Origin of the sequence: Microbacterium gilvum (assembly GCF_039543865.1) — a bacterium.
Taxonomy (GTDB): domain Bacteria; phylum Actinomycetota; class Actinomycetes; order Actinomycetales; family Microbacteriaceae; genus Microbacterium; species Microbacterium gilvum.
This window is the reverse complement of record NZ_BAABKO010000004.1, coordinates 175,735-189,266: the sequence shown is the minus strand read 5'-3', so window position 1 is coordinate 189,266 and position 13,532 is coordinate 175,735. Positions and strand designations below refer to the sequence as shown.

Below are 13,532 nucleotides of genomic sequence, written 5' to 3'. Positions count from 1 at the left end.
ACGCGCCGGAGGAACACCGGTCTGATCTCAGGATTCCGGAGTAGTGTGCATCCGTTCGCATCGATCTGGGGAGGTTATGATGCCGAATTTCACGGGAAAGCTCGATCTGTCGCCGGCGCGTCTGGGAGACGCCGTCTACAGCCGCATCGCCGCGGCGATCGTCGAGGGCTCGCTCGCGCCCGGCGAGCGCATCCGAGACGTCGACATCGCCGAGAGCCTGGGGGTCTCGCGCATGCCGGTCCGCGAGGCGCTGCAGCGGCTCGAGCGCGAGGGGCTCATCGAGATGTCCGCGAGCCGGTTCACGCGGGTGACCGAGATCACCGACGACATGGTCGCCGCGTCGATGGAGTTCGCGCGCCACCAGACCGGGATCGCTGCGCGCATCGCGGTGGAGCGCATGTCGCCCGCCGAGCGCGAGGAGGCCGTCGAGCTGCTCGATGGCCTGCGCGCCGCTCTCCTCGACGGCGACCGCGAGGGAGTGCGCGAGCGGTACTTCGCGTGCTTCGCCTTCCTCGTCGACAAGACCGACAACCCCGTCTTCCGCACGGTGACGAGCGATGCGCGGTTCGGCCTGGAGCGCAACATCCGCACGGGTGCCTTCGCCCTGCCGCACACGCCGGGGGTAGAGGCGCTCTTCGCCGAGCTGCGCGCGGCCATCCTGAGCGGCGACGCCGAGGTGTCCGAGCGCGCCATCCTCGACATCTTCGACGCCACCACGGCGACGCCCGCTCCATGACGACGGCGTCGCGGCCGCGCTGGCCGCGACGCCCTCCCTCCGGCTACGGTGGGTCGCGGGAGGGACGCCATGGACCGCAGCACCCACGTCTTCGCGCTCGATGTTCCGCAGTCGGACGCCTTCGCCCACCTGCGCAAGGCCATCCTCACGGGCGCGATCGGTGCACGGTCGCGCATCCGCGACGCCGAGGTGGCTGCGCGGCTCGGCGTCGAGCGCTCCGACGTGCGGCGCGCCCTCGCATCGCTCGAGCGGCTCGGGATGGTCGTCCGCACGCGCACCCGATCCTTCCGCGTCGCGCTCGATGGCGACGACGAGCTCGAGGTCGCAGCCGAGTGCCTCGGCATCGAGTGCGGTGTCGCCATCCGCCTCGGCGTGCCGCGGATGCTCGACGAGGAGCGCGCGCTCGCCTCGGCGCTGTGCCTGGAGGCCGCCGCCGCGTGCCAGGCGGCGCCCCTGTCGATCGCGCTCGTGTACGAGGCGGCCTTGGCGGCTTTCGGCCACCTCGTCGGGGCCGCGGCCAATCCGTATCTGCGCAACTCGTACGAGGCCGCTTGCGCCGCTCTCCTCCAGAGCACGCGCGGCGAGCACCGGCTGCTGAACCCGCCGGCCTTCGTCGCCGCCCGGTTCCGCGAGCTGGCGGCGCACCTCGCCGCGGGGGACGCCCGTGCAGCGGAGCACGCGGCAGGACGCCTCTTCCGGGTCGAGGTCGGCGAGACCGTCAGGTGATCGGGCGGAAGACGTCGACGCCGAGGTCCGGGTGGTCGACGAAGACGCCGTCGACGCCGCTTGCGCGCAGCTCCTCCCACTCGCCCGCGTAGTCGCCGAAGGCGGCCCTCCCGCCCGCGCCGCGGTAGCGGCGATCGAGGAAGGCGTTCTCGGGCCGGCATGTCCACGTGTAGACGAGGAGCCCTTGCTCGTGCGCGTCCCGGACGAGCGCGCCCCTGTCCGCGAGGATCATCCGCTTGTCGACGCTGACACCGTCCACGACGCCGACGAGCGCCGCGAGCCCCTCGGGCGTGGCCGACGCGGCGTATCCGACGGCGGCGTCGCCGTCGCGTGCGATGAGATCCGCCGGCTTCCCCTCCGCTTCGAGCAGGTAGACGTACGTCGCGCGGACTCCCGCCTCGCGCAGCCGGGAGAGAGCGGTCGGCTCGAACGACTCCACGACGAGCGGCGGGCCGCCATCCGCCCAGCCCGTCGCGACGAGGTCGCGCGCCACGAGCGGGACGAGATCGAGGCCAGCGGCGGCGAAGTGGGTGGCGTGCTTGATCTCGAGCACGACGCCGATCTCGGGTCCGTGCTCGAGCGAGGCCTCGCGCACGAGGCCGAGCAGGTCGACGAGCCGCAGGATGGGCTCGGAGCCGTCGAAGGATGCGCTCGACGGGCGGATGTCCGGCAGCCGTTCGCGGGTGCGGAGCGTGGCGAGCTCCTCCCACGTGAAGTCCTCCGTGAACCAGCCGGTCTGCCTGCCGCCGTCGACGACGCGCGTCGTGCGGCGGCCGGCGAACTCGGGATGGTCGGCGACGTCGGTCGTGCCGGAGATCTCGTTCTCGTGCCGCACGACGAGGACACCGTCGCGCGTCGCGACGACATCGGGCTCGACGGCGTCGACCCCCATCGCGAAGGCGAGCCGGTAGGCCGACTCCGAGTGCTCGGGGCGGTAGCCGGAGGCTCCGCGGTGGCCGATGATGAGCGGTGTGCGGCGGGGCATGCACGACAGGCTAGTTCGCCCGGGGTGAACGCCTGGCGAATCACAGGCCCTCCATAGCCTGCCGTGACTAGGGTGGAGGGACCGCGCCGTCCCATCCATCAGAGGAGTGACCATCATGGCCAGCCCCGGTTTCAACAACCCCGTCTTCTCTCAGGATCCCCGCGCGGTCCAGACCTATCCCGGCGGTCCGCAGGCCGCGCAGTACGGAACGCCCACGACGCCACCGGCTGCGGGCGGCTACGCCCAGGCCGGGCAGTTCGCCCACATGGGCGTCGACGCCGCCGCGAACGCCAGCATGGAGGGCATGCTGGCCGCTCCCCCGGCGGGCGCGCGCGAGACCGGGCGCATGACGGTCGAGGACACCGTCTGGAAGACGGTCGGCCTGTTCGCCGTCATGCTCGTCGTCGCGGTGGTCGGCTACCTGTGGACGCTCGCGCCCGCGCTCGCGACCAACAACATCCAGAACGTCACGATGGTGCCGTGGATCGTCGGCGCACTCGGCGGCTTCGTCCTCGGCCTCGTCAACTCGTTCAAGAAGTCGCCGAGCGTTCCGCTCATCTTCGGCTACGCCGTGTTCGAGGGCCTCTTCGTGGGCGGCATCTCGGCGTACTTCGAGGCCGTCTGGCCCGGCATCGTCATGCAGGCGACGCTTGCGACCGTGTCCGTCGTCGGCGTCACGCTCGCGCTCTTCGCGAGCGGCAAGATCCGCGCGTCCGCGCGTGCGACGAAGATCTTCATGATCGCCATGGTCGGATACCTCGTCTTCTCGCTGCTGAACCTCGTGCTCTCGGCGACGGGCCTCATCCAGGGCTCCTTTGGCCTGTACTCGTCGACGATCATGGGCATCCCGCTCGGCCTCATCATCGGCGTGCTCGTCGTCCTCATGGCGGCGTACTCGCTCGTGCTCGACTTCGACATGGTGCAGCAGGGCGTCCGCAACGGCGCCCCCCGCATCTTCGGCTGGCAGGCCGCGTTCGGCATCATGGTCACGGTCGTGTGGCTGTACGTCGAGATCCTGCGCATCATCGCCATCCTGCGAGGCAACGACTGACGTCACCGCGCTGACGAAGGCCGCCCCGGTTCACCGGGGCGGCCTTCGTCGCTCCCGGGTGTAGTGCGCCGTGCGCCTTCGCCGCCACCGTTCGCCAGTGCGGATGTCAGCCAGCGGGTACGCCGTGGAGACTCGCCAGTGCGGATGTCGACCAGCGGGCACGCGCAGCGATTCGCCAGTGCGGATGTTGCTGAGAAAGCGCTTCCACACCGACATCCGCACTGGCGAACGGCGCCGCCACCGACATCCGCACTGGCGAACGGCGCCGGGATCGACCGCGGGATCGACGGCGGGATCAGGAACGCGTCATAGCCGCCCCATAGCGGCTCCCGCGACGCTCGATCCATGACCGATCGACGCTTCCTCACCCGCAGGGCCTTCCTCATCGGCGGGGCCACCGCCGTCGCGGGCGCCGGCGCCGCCGCCTGGTGGGCAGCCGACCGCTTCCTCATCCCCCATGTCGAGGTCGCGGACGTGTCGGAGGCCGAGGAGGCCGCCGGCACCACCGCGACCGATGCCATCGCCACGATCGACGAGGGGGAGCAGAGCGCGACGAGCGCGGCCGCCGCCGTCTCCATCGACACCGTCACGACCGGCTCCGGCAGCGACACCGTCACGTACTTCGTCGCGAGCGTGACGCTCGACGATCCGACGGCGCTGCGCACGGCCTTCGCAAACGACCAGTTCGGCGAGAACGTGACGCAGCTCGTGTCGGAGATGGCGGAGGCGAACGGTGCCGTGTTCGCCGTGAACGGCGACTACTACGGCTTCCGCGACACCGGCATCCAGGTGCGCAACGGCGTCGCGTACCGCGATGCCGGCGCGCGCGAGGGACTCGCCCTCTATCGCGACGGGCACGCGGAGATCTACGACGAGACGGCGACGACCGCTCAGGCGCTCGTCGACGCCGGGGTGTGGACGACGCTGTCATTCGGCCCTGCGCTCGTGAAGGACGGCGCGGCCGTCGACGGCGTCGACGAGGTCGAGGTCGACACGAACGTCGGCAACCACTCCATCCAAGGCCAGCAGCCGCGCACCGCCATCGGCGTCGTCGACGCGACGCACGTCGTGTTCGTGGTCGTCGACGGACGGGAGGAGGGCTACAGCCGCGGAGTCACCCTGCCCGAGCTCGCCGACATCATGGTCGGGCTGGGCGCGCAGACCGCCTACAACCTCGACGGCGGCGGATCGAGCGAGATGTGGTTCGACGGCGCGGTCGTCAACCGGCCGTCGAACGGCGGGGAGCGCGCGACGAGCGACATCCTCTACATCGGCGGCGCATCGTGACCGTCGTCGCCATCCCCGCCTACGAACCCGACCACCGTCTCGTCGACCTCGCCGATGCCATCCGCGAGCGCGACCCCGAGCTCGGCATCGTCGTCGCGGACGACGGCAGCGGGGTCGCGTCCGCTCCGGTGTTCGCGTCGCTGGAGGCCGCGGGGATCACGGTCCTGAGCCACGGCGCGAACAGGGGGAAGGGCGCGGCGCTGCACACGCTGTTCCGGTACGTCCGCACGGCTCATCCCGGCGAGGCGGTCGTCACGGCCGACGCGGACGGGCAGCACGCGCCGGACGACATCGTGCGGATCGCCCGCGAGACGGAGCAGGCGGATGACGCCATCGTCCTCGGCGTCCGCGACTTCGGCGGGCGCGACGTACCTCTGCGCAGCCGGTTCGGCAACGCCGTCTCTGCGCGTCTGTTCGCGCTCGCGATCGGCGAGCGCATCGTCGACACCCAGACGGGTCTGCGAGGGCTGCCGCCCCGCGCGCTCCCATGGGCGACGCGCCTGCCCGGCGACCGATTCGAGTACGAGGCGATCATGCTGTTGAACGCACGGCGTGCCGGCTTCCGCCTCGCGCAGTCGCCCATCGCGACGGTGTACATCGAGGAGAACCGGTCATCGCACTTCCGGCCGCTGCGCGACTCGCTGCGCGTGATGGCCCCGCTCGCCGGCTTCCTCGCGTCCTCGCTCATGGCTGCCGCGATCGACGCCCTGCTGCTGTGGCTGCTCGTCACCACGACGGGATGGCTGCAGGGCTCGATCGTCGCGGCCCGCCTCGTGAGCGCGACGATCAACTTCGCGGTCAACCGGCATTGGGTCTTCGGCCGCGACCGCGAGCGCAAGCCCCTCCGCGTCGAGCTCGCCCGCTACGCCGCGCTCGCGCTTGCGGTCCTCGCCGCCAACGTCGCGCTCATGACGATGCTCGACGCGCTCGGCGTCGGCCTCGTCGCGGCCAAGGTCTGCACCGAGGCGGCGCTGTGGGCAGCGGGCTTCGCCGTGCAACGCGCGTGGGTGTTCACCCACGCGCGCAGCTCCCGCCGCGCGCCCGCGAAACCCTACGTCCTCGCCTAACGGCGGCATAGGGACCCCATAGGGACGGCCCGTTGACTGAGGTGAACGAAAGGTGAACGACATGCCCGATCTCACGATGCTCCTCGTCGACCTGGCGGCCATCACGCTGCTGACGGTCGCCGTCTACTTCCAGCGGCACCGACGGCGCGACCTCGTGGTCGCCTTCTACGGCGTCAACATCGGCGTCTTCGCGGTGTCGTACGTGCTCGCATCGGCAGAGGTGGCCGTCGGACTCGGCCTGGGACTGTTCGGCGTGCTCTCGATCATCCGGCTGCGCTCGAGCGAGATCTCGCAGCGAGAGGTGGCGTACTACTTCGCGGCGCTCGCCATCGGCCTGCTCACGGGGCTCTCGCAGACGTTCAGCGCGATGTCGACCGTGCTCGTCGCGGTCGTCGTGCTGTCTCTCGCCGTCGTCGACCATCCGGCCCTGTTCGCGTCGTACCGGCACCGCACCGTGCAGCTCGACGAGGCCATCGGCGACGAGGACGTTCTGCGCGCCGTGCTCGAGGAGCGCCTGGGTGGCGAGGTCCGCACTCTGTCCGTCCAGCACATCGACTTCGTCAACGACACGACGCTCGTCGATGTGCGCTACCGCGTACGCCGCGGCTCGACGACGACGACCCGCGCGGCGGCCGTCCGAGAGCAGGTGGCGGCGTGAACCTCTCCGACCGCTTCGCCGGACGCTTCGAGACGGTCTCGCTCGCCGAGCTCGTGTCCGAGGCCGAGCTGCTCACGCGCGTCGACCGCAAGTACCTGCTCCGCGCCAATGACGCCGTGCGCGTGCTCGACGGCGTGGACGCGACGGCCCGCGTGCTCGAGATCGACGGCGAGCGCGCCTCGCTCTACGGCACGATGTACTTCGACACCCCCGAGCTGCTGAGCTACCGCCTCGCGGCGCTCGGCCGCCGGCGCCGGTTCAAGCTCCGCTCCCGGCACTACGTCGAGACCGACGCCGCGTTCCTCGAGATGAAGACACGGGGCGCGCGCGGCACGACCGTGAAGGAGCGCATCGAGCAGCCGTCCGACGCCGTCGACCGTCTGACCGACGAGGGCCGCGCGTACGCCGCCGAAGCGGTCGAGTCCCTCGGTCTCGGCGCCGAGGTCGCCGACGAGCTGGAACCGACGCTCCACACCGGCTACCGCCGCACCACGCTCCTCCTTCCCGAGGGCGCACGGGCGACCGTCGACACCGACCTCGAATGGCTCGACGCCTGGGGCGGGCGCATGAGCCGTCCCGATCTCGTCATCGTCGAGACCAAGTCGGCGGCGCGCGCCTCCTCGCTCGACCGACTGCTGTGGCGTGCCGGCATCCGCCCCGTCGGCATCAGCAAGTTCGCCACGGGCCTCGCCGCGATGCGGCCCGAGCTGCCCTCCAACAAGTGGAGCCGCGTGCTCCGCACCCACTTCGACGCGCAACCCGCGCTGGCCGCCTGACCTCGTACGACGGGAGACCCCCATGAACGCACCCCGCACACCCCGCACCCCCCGCCCCTCCGCGCGGGCCCGCGCCGGGCTCGGCCTCGCCTTCGCCCTCGCCGTGGCGACCGTCACCGGCTGCACCGCCGTCGCGGCATCCGAGACGGCGTCCGCCGGCTCGTCCTCCTCCGCGTCCGGAACCTCATCCGAGACGACCAGCACGACGACCGCGGAGACGCCGTCGAGCGTCACCGAGGTCGTCGAGGCGAACTCCGACCAGACCGTCGTGAACGACGACGAGTGGTCCGAGGACGACGCAGCCGACATCGTCCTCTCGGGGACCTCGGCGGAGACGACCGCGACGGGCGTGAGCGTATCGGACGGGACCGTCACGATCACGGAGGCCGGCGTCTACCGGCTGTCGGGGGACCTCGACGGCTCCGTCGTCGTCGCCGCAGCCGACGACGCGCAGGTCGTGCTCATCCTCGACGGCGTGACGATCACGGCCGACGGCGCCCCGGCCATCCAGGTCACGACGGCCGACGACGTCGCGATCTTCCTCGCCGAAGGGTCATCGAACGCGGTATCGTCCACCGGGTCGTACGCGGAGGATGCCGACGCGAACGCGGCCATCTGGGCCGACACCGACCTCACGGTGTCGGGCACGGGTTCGCTCGTCGTCGACGGCTCGGCCGAGGACGGCATCACGAGCAAGGACGACCTCGTCGTGCTCTCGGGCACGATCGACGTCACCGCGGCCGACGACGGGCTCAAGGGCAACGACTCCCTCACGTTGCGCGGCGGCACGATCACCGTCGACGCGGGAGGCGACGGCCTGGCGTCCGACCAGGACGCCGACGACACGCAGGGCTGGGTCCTTGTCGAGGGCGGCACGCTCGACATCACCGCGGGGAGCGACGGCATCGACGGCTTCACCGACGTCGTCGTCACGGGCGGCGACGTCGTCATCTCGTCGGAGGAGGGGATCGAGGCCGGCACCGTCGCGATCGGCGGCGGCACGATCGACATCACGGCGACCGATGACGGCATCAACGGATCGGCGGGCACGTCATCCGACTCGGCATCGTCGGACGACGGGCAGGATGCGTTCGGAGGCGGAGGCGGAGGCGGCGGCATGTCGGACAGCGGCGAGCTGGTGCTCATCGCAGGCGGCACAATCACGGTCGACGCCCAGGGAGACGGCCTGGATTCGAACGGCTCGATGCAGATCACGGGCGGCACCACGGTCGTCTACGGTCCGACCGGGTCGGGCAACGGCGCGCTCGACACCAACGGCGAGTTCACGATCTCGGGCGGCAGCCTCATCGCGCTCGGTTCGTCGGGGATGGCCGAGTCGCCGTCGACGTCGTCCGCGCAGGCGTGGGTGGCTGCCTCCGTCAGCGGCTCGGCGGGCGCCACGGTGGAGATCGTCGCGTCCGACGGCACCGTCCTCGCCTCGACGACGGCGGAGAAGGAGTTCGCGACCGTCGTGTTCTCGAGCGCCGACGTCGTGGCGGGCGAGACCTACACGGTGACGGTCGACGGCACGTCGGCCGTCTCCGCGACGACCGGCCAGGCCCTGTCGGGCGGCATGGGCGGCGGCGGCCGCCGCTGACCCGCCGCATGCCGGCGGCATCGGAGGGTTGGCCGGCGGCTCCGGAGGGTTGGCCGGCGGCTTCGGAGGGTTGGCCGGCGGCTTCGGAGGCGTGGCCGGCGGCTTCGCCAGTGCGGATGTAGGTCGGGAGGCCCGATCTGACCGACATCCGCACTGGCGAATGCGCCTCGGCCCGGGCGAATGCGCGCAACGCCGACATCCGCACTGGCGAATGCGCGCAACGCCGACATCCGCACTGGCGAATGCGCCTCGGCCCGGGCGACGCGCCGTACGCCTCAGCCGTGGCGACGCGCCGCACGCCTCGGCCGTGGCGACGCGCCGCACGCCTCGGTCAGCGCCGCTCGAGCATCCCCTCGGGAACGCGCGTCGGCGACGCGGCGAACCGCTTGCCGTTCGGCTTCACGAGAGCGACGCGCTTGGGCGCCGTGCGGCCGTGCGTGGCGTAGATCGTGAGGCCGACGAAGCTGAGCCCGCCGACGAGGTTGCCGAGCACGGTGGGGATCTCGTTCCAGACGAGATAGTCCCACAACGTGAAGTCCGCGCCGAGCAGCAGTCCCGACGGGAACAGGAACATGTTCACGATCGAGTGCTCGAAGCCCATGTAGAAGAACAGCATGATCGGCAGCCACATCGCGATGACCTTGCTCGCCACGCTGTCCGACATCATGGCGGCCACGACCCCGGTCGAGACCATCCAGTTGCAGAGCACACCGCGCACGAACAGCGTGAGCATGCCGGCGGCGCCGTACTCCGCGTACCCGACCGTGCGGCCGTGGCCGATCTCGGCGATCGCCTGGCCGATCGCATTCGGCTCGGCCGCGAAGCCGTACGTGAACACGATCGCCATGAGCACGGCGACCGTGAACGCGCCGAGGAAGTTCCCGACGAACACGAGCCCCCAGTTGCGCAGCACGCCGCCGCCCGAGACGCCCGGTCGCCTGTCGAGCCACGCGAGCGGGGCGAGCGTGAAGACACCCGTGAGCAGGTCGAAGCCGAGCAGGTAGAGCAGCACGAACCCGGCGGGGAACAGCAGCGCCCCGAGGAGCGGCTGACCGGTGTTCGTCGAGACCGTGACGGCGAAAGCGGCGCCGAGCGCGAGGATGGCTCCGCCCATGAACGCGCGGATGATCGTGTCGCGCGTGGACAGGAGGATCTTCGACTCGCCGGCGTCGATCATTCGCGTGACGAGGTCGGCGGGCTTCACATAGGACATGGCTGCTCCGTGGGTTCGAGGGTCGTGCTCCAGGATGGCGGGAGGCCGTTTCGCGCGGTGCGCCGCGGTGTTACGCCGGGGGACCGAATCGCTCACCGGCGCGGGAGGCGCGGTGTGAGTCCGTCTACTCTGGGATCGTGGACGGACGCGAGCTGCACGACGCGGCGACGGCCGCGGCCCAGGAGCTGCCCGGCATGGCGCTGGAGTACCCGTTCGGCCCCGACTGGGACGTGTTCAAGGTGCGCGGAAAGGTCTTCCTGCTGCAGACCGTCCTGCGGGGCTCCGAGCTCGTCACGGTGAAGGCGCATCCCGACGACGCCGTGGCGCTGCGTGCCGAGTTCCCCGAGATCTCCTCCGGCTACCACATGAACAAGCGGCACTGGATCTCGCTGCGCCCGGGGCCCTCCCTCTCGGAGCCGCTCGTCCGCGAGGTCGTCACCGAGTCGTATCTGCGCGTCGTCGAGACGCTGCCCCGCGCCATCCGCCCCGTCGACCCGGCCAGGTTCGGGCGCTGACAGGCGCATCCGCCGAGGGCGGATCCGCCTGCCGCGGATTCTGAGGCGCGACCCGGATGGCGGGCGCACGCTGGGTGCATGGCAGACGAATCGAAGGTCCCGCAGTTCACCGCCCAGGCACGGCATGAGCTGTTCCACCGGCGCGTGCTCGTGCTCGACGGCGTGCTCGACGACGACAACGGCATGCTCCTCGCCACCCAGCTGCTCGCGCTCGCCGCGGAGGACCCGCACGCCGACATCGCGCTCTGGATCCACTCCCCCGGCGGCTCCGTGCCGTCGATGCTCGCCATCCGCGACGTCATGCGGCTCGTGCCCTGCGACGTGTCGACGCTCGCGGTCGGCCTCGCGTGCAGCGCCGGGCAGTTCCTGCTCTCCGCCGGCACTCCGGGCAAGCGCCGCGCGCTGCCGCACGCGCGCATCCTCCTGCACCAGGGCTCCTCGGGGATCGGCGGCACGGCTGTCGACGTCGCGCTGCAGGCCGACGACCTGCGGCAGCTGCGCGACACGGTGCTCGGGATCATCAGCGCCGACACGGGTCAGCCGCTCGAGCGGGTGTTCGACGACTCGCTGCACGATCACTGGTTCACAGCGCATGAGGCGCTCGCCTACGGTTTCGTCGACGGCATCGTCTCGGGATTCGACGAGGTCATGCCCGCGCACCGATCGCGCATCGGGATCGGAGCGGGCGCATGAGCACGTACACGATCCCCCATGTCATCGCGCGGGATGGCCGCGGCGAGCGCGTGATGGACGTGTACTCGCACCTGCTCGCCGAGCGCGTCGTCTACCTCGGCACGCCGATCGACGCCGGCGTCGCGAACGCGCTCATCGCGCAGCTGCTGCATCTCGAGGCCGTCGCACCCGACCGCGACGTGCAGCTCTACATCAACTGCGAGGGAGGCGACCCGGCGGCGATGCTCGGCGTGTACGACACCGTGCGCCACATCCGGTCCGACGTCGCCACGACGTGCGTCGGGCAGGCGATCGGCGTCGGCGCCGTGCTGCTCGCGGCGGGCGCCGCAGGCAAGCGCGCCGTGCTCCCGCACGCCCGCGTCGTCCTGAACCAGCCCGCCGCACAGGGCCGCGGGGCCATCCCGGATCTCATCCTGCACGCCGACGAGCTCGTGCGGGTCCGCGGAGACATCGAGGGCATCCTGTCGCATCACACGGGTCGCCCCCTCGAGCTGCTGCGGCGCGACACCGACCGCGATCGCGTGCTCACGGCCCGGGCCGCCGTGGAGTACGGGCTCGCCGACACCGTGCTCGCGCCGCGGTGAGCGCGCTCAGGCCGCGAGGGCGAGCGCCTGCACGCGGGCGGGGGCCGACGGTGTCGCCGCCCGCAGGTCGTCGGCGATCCCCGCCGTCAGGTCGAGGAGCGATCCCTCCAGAGCACCGAGGACGGCCGCGACGATCTCGCTCGATGCCTCCTTGAGCCCGCGCTCCACCTCGGAGAGGTACTGCACCGAGACGCCCGCGCGGCGCGCCACGTCCGCGAGCGTCTCGCCGCGCGCGTGCCGCATTCGCCGCAGGCGATCGCCGACGAGATGCCGCCAGAGCGGGTCGGGCAAGGCGATGCGCGGACGGAGCGGAAGCAGTTCGGCCATGCCCTCACGCTAGGTCGCGCGCCGCCGCCCGTACAGGGCCTTCCGCCGAGGGCAGAACGCGACGGCCATCCCTCAGGAGCGCCGCCGACCGAGCACGCCCGACAGCGCGACGATGACGACACCCGCGATCGGCACGATGAGCAGGCTGACGCGCAGCTCGGTCGCGTCGGACACGGCGCCGATCACGAGCGGCGAGATGAGGAAGCCGAGGCGCATGAGCCACGTCACGACGGTGAGCCCCGTCCCCGGACGCAGGCCCGGCAGGTCGTCGGCCGTGTGCATGGCCGCGGGGATGAGCGTCGCCACGCCGAATCCCGCCGCCGCGAAGCCGATGAGCGTCGCCGGCACGGTAGGGAAGGCGAGCGCGACACCCATGCCGACCGCGACGAGGACGCCGCCGGCGAACGCGACGAGCCGCTGCCCGAACCGGTCCGTCAGCGCGTCTCCGACGAGACGTCCGACGAACTGGAACCCGATGAGGGCGATGTACCCCGTCGCGGCGAGAGCGGCGGGGGCGCCGAGCGAGTCGCGCATGTACAGCGTCGCCCACGACGACCCCACGTCCTCCACGATCGTCGCCGCGATCGAGATCGCGGCGAGCCCTGCCATGGCGAGCACGACGCGCGGTGCCGCCCGTCCGACGACCGACACCGCCTCCTCGACCGACGCCTCGCCGGACTCCTCGTCGGGCCCTGGCAGGCACATCCGCAGCGCGACGATCGCCGTCGCCGCGAACAGCGCTCCCGTGATCGCGAGGTGCACGCCGAGCGGCAGGCCGAGCGCGATCGCGCCCGCCGACATGAAGCCGCCCGTGACGGCCCCGAGCGACCAGATCGCATGGAAGCCGTTGATGATCGAGCGCCCATAGCGCTTCTGCACGCGCAGCCCGTGCGCGTTCTGCGCGACGTCGGTGACGGAGTCGAGGAGACCCACAGTGAACAGCGCGAGTGTGAAGACGACGGGCAGCGGCGCGAGCCCGACCCCGAGCATGGCCGCCGCGAGCAGGATGGTGCCCGTCACGGCGAGACGGCCCGAGCCCATCCGGCGGATGAGCGAGCCCGCCGCGAGGCCCGACAGCAGCGCCCCGACCGGCATGGCCGCGATCGAGATGCCGTAGAGGGTGTCGCTGAGGGCCAGCGCCTCCTTGATCTCGGGGAAGCGCGGGATGACGTTGGCGTAGATCGCGCCGTTCGTGAAGAACAGAGCCGACACGGCGACGCGCGCGCGACGCGCTTCGCGGGAGGGGACGGGGGTGCTCACAGTGCTCCTGGTTCGTCCGCGTCGCGGGAGGACACGGATGTGTACGATCGTACGCCA

Annotated in this window: 15 protein-coding genes; 11 read left to right on the top strand and 4 right to left on the bottom strand. The window is 71.5% G+C overall.

What is annotated here, in order from left to right:
- Window positions 1–79: 79 nt before the first annotated feature.
- Together ABD998_RS12100 and ABD998_RS12095 are read left to right on the top strand one after the other, a co-directional pair.
- Window positions 80–736, top strand: coding sequence for a GntR family transcriptional regulator (locus ABD998_RS12100; protein ID WP_345439469.1), 657 nt, complete (start codon window positions 80–82; stop codon window positions 734–736).
- 69 nt (window positions 737–805) lie between these two features.
- Window positions 806–1,462 carry a GntR family transcriptional regulator gene (locus ABD998_RS12095; RefSeq protein WP_345439467.1) on the top strand — a complete coding sequence of 219 codons (657 nt, stop codon included), beginning with the start codon at window positions 806–808 and terminating at the stop codon, window positions 1,460–1,462.
- Here the strand turns inward: ABD998_RS12095 and ABD998_RS12090 are convergent.
- Window positions 1,455–2,447: a glycerophosphodiester phosphodiesterase family protein gene (locus ABD998_RS12090; protein WP_345439465.1), complete on the bottom strand. Its 993-nt coding sequence runs from the start codon at window positions 2,445–2,447 to the stop codon at window positions 1,455–1,457. The two genes, ABD998_RS12095 and ABD998_RS12090, sit on opposite strands and share 8 nt — an antisense overlap.
- A 115-nt stretch (window positions 2,448–2,562) precedes the next feature.
- On the opposite strand from ABD998_RS12090, the gene ABD998_RS12085 reads away from it, so the two are divergent.
- From ABD998_RS12085 to ABD998_RS12060, 6 genes are all read left to right on the top strand, one after another.
- On the top strand, window positions 2,563–3,498 hold the full coding sequence (locus ABD998_RS12085) for a Bax inhibitor-1/YccA family protein (RefSeq protein WP_345439462.1): 936 nt from the start codon (window positions 2,563–2,565) through the stop codon (window positions 3,496–3,498).
- A 345-nt stretch (window positions 3,499–3,843) separates the two neighbouring features.
- On the top strand, window positions 3,844–4,785 hold the full coding sequence (locus ABD998_RS12080) for a phosphodiester glycosidase family protein (RefSeq protein WP_345439460.1): 942 nt from the start codon (window positions 3,844–3,846) through the stop codon (window positions 4,783–4,785).
- A complete protein-coding gene (locus tag ABD998_RS12075) occupies window positions 4,782–5,852 on the top strand; it encodes a glycosyltransferase family 2 protein (protein ID WP_345439458.1) in 1,071 nt (356 codons plus the stop codon). The genes ABD998_RS12080 and ABD998_RS12075 overlap by 4 nt, the downstream gene beginning before the upstream one ends.
- 61 nt (window positions 5,853–5,913) lie before the next feature.
- Complete coding sequence (locus ABD998_RS12070) at window positions 5,914–6,510, top strand: DUF4956 domain-containing protein (RefSeq protein WP_345439456.1); 597 nt, start codon at window positions 5,914–5,916, stop codon at window positions 6,508–6,510.
- A complete protein-coding gene (locus ABD998_RS12065; protein ID WP_345439454.1) occupies window positions 6,507–7,286 on the top strand; it encodes a polyphosphate polymerase domain-containing protein in 780 nt (259 codons plus the stop codon). The genes ABD998_RS12070 and ABD998_RS12065 overlap by 4 nt, the downstream gene beginning before the upstream one ends.
- A gap of 22 nt (window positions 7,287–7,308) precedes the next feature.
- On the top strand, window positions 7,309–8,883 hold the full coding sequence (locus ABD998_RS12060) for a carbohydrate-binding domain-containing protein (RefSeq protein WP_345439452.1): 1,575 nt from the start codon (window positions 7,309–7,311) through the stop codon (window positions 8,881–8,883).
- Between the two features lie 331 nt (window positions 8,884–9,214).
- On the opposite strand, the gene ABD998_RS12055 is transcribed toward ABD998_RS12060, so the two are convergent.
- The gene (locus ABD998_RS12055) at window positions 9,215–10,096 is read right to left on the bottom strand and encodes a formate/nitrite transporter family protein (protein WP_345439450.1); all 882 of its coding nucleotides are present in this window, start codon (window positions 10,094–10,096) and stop codon (window positions 9,215–9,217) included.
- Between the two features lie 137 nt (window positions 10,097–10,233).
- On the opposite strand from ABD998_RS12055, the gene ABD998_RS12050 reads away from it, so the two are divergent.
- The 3 genes from ABD998_RS12050 (at window position 10,234) to ABD998_RS12040 (ending at window position 11,888) form a co-directional block, all read left to right on the top strand.
- Entirely contained in the window at window positions 10,234–10,611 is a 378-nt protein-coding gene (locus ABD998_RS12050) for an MmcQ/YjbR family DNA-binding protein (RefSeq protein WP_345439448.1), read from the top strand.
- 78 nt (window positions 10,612–10,689) lie between these two features.
- Window positions 10,690–11,304 carry a ClpP family protease gene (locus ABD998_RS12045; protein WP_345439446.1) on the top strand — a complete coding sequence of 205 codons (615 nt, stop codon included), beginning with the start codon at window positions 10,690–10,692 and terminating at the stop codon, window positions 11,302–11,304.
- Entirely contained in the window at window positions 11,301–11,888 is a 588-nt protein-coding gene (locus ABD998_RS12040) for a ClpP family protease (protein WP_345439444.1), read from the top strand. Before ABD998_RS12045 ends, ABD998_RS12040 begins: the two co-directional genes overlap by 4 nt.
- Window positions 11,889–11,894: 6 nt before the next feature.
- On the opposite strand, the gene ABD998_RS12035 is transcribed toward ABD998_RS12040, so the two are convergent.
- Window positions 11,895–12,215, bottom strand: coding sequence for a helix-turn-helix domain-containing protein (locus tag ABD998_RS12035; protein WP_345439442.1), 321 nt, complete (start codon window positions 12,213–12,215; stop codon window positions 11,895–11,897).
- 72 nt (window positions 12,216–12,287) lie between these two features.
- Window positions 12,288–13,475: an MFS transporter gene (locus tag ABD998_RS12030; RefSeq protein ID WP_345439440.1), complete on the bottom strand. Its 1,188-nt coding sequence runs from the start codon at window positions 13,473–13,475 to the stop codon at window positions 12,288–12,290.
- Window positions 13,476–13,532: the final 57 nt, after the last annotated feature.

Bases quoted from the DNA above. Each gene is read 5' to 3' on its own strand.
- ABD998_RS12100 (WP_345439469.1), top strand. From the start codon at position 80: ATGCCGAATTTCACGGGAAAGCTCGATCTGTCGCCGGCGCGTCTGGGA.
- ABD998_RS12095 (WP_345439467.1), top strand. From the start codon at position 806: ATGGACCGCAGCACCCACGTCTTCGCGCTCGATGTTCCGCAGTCGGAC.
- ABD998_RS12090 (WP_345439465.1), bottom strand. From the start codon at position 2,447: ATGCCCCGCCGCACACCGCTCATCATCGGCCACCGCGGAGCCTCCGGC.
- ABD998_RS12085 (WP_345439462.1), top strand. From the start codon at position 2,563: ATGGCCAGCCCCGGTTTCAACAACCCCGTCTTCTCTCAGGATCCCCGC.
- ABD998_RS12080 (WP_345439460.1), top strand. From the start codon at position 3,844: ATGACCGATCGACGCTTCCTCACCCGCAGGGCCTTCCTCATCGGCGGG.
- ABD998_RS12070 (WP_345439456.1), top strand. From the start codon at position 5,914: ATGCCCGATCTCACGATGCTCCTCGTCGACCTGGCGGCCATCACGCTG.
- ABD998_RS12060 (WP_345439452.1), top strand. From the start codon at position 7,309: ATGAACGCACCCCGCACACCCCGCACCCCCCGCCCCTCCGCGCGGGCC.
- ABD998_RS12055 (WP_345439450.1), bottom strand. From the start codon at position 10,096: ATGTCCTATGTGAAGCCCGCCGACCTCGTCACGCGAATGATCGACGCC.
- ABD998_RS12045 (WP_345439446.1), top strand. From the start codon at position 10,690: ATGGCAGACGAATCGAAGGTCCCGCAGTTCACCGCCCAGGCACGGCAT.
- ABD998_RS12040 (WP_345439444.1), top strand. From the start codon at position 11,301: ATGAGCACGTACACGATCCCCCATGTCATCGCGCGGGATGGCCGCGGC.
- ABD998_RS12035 (WP_345439442.1), bottom strand. From the start codon at position 12,215: ATGGCCGAACTGCTTCCGCTCCGTCCGCGCATCGCCTTGCCCGACCCG.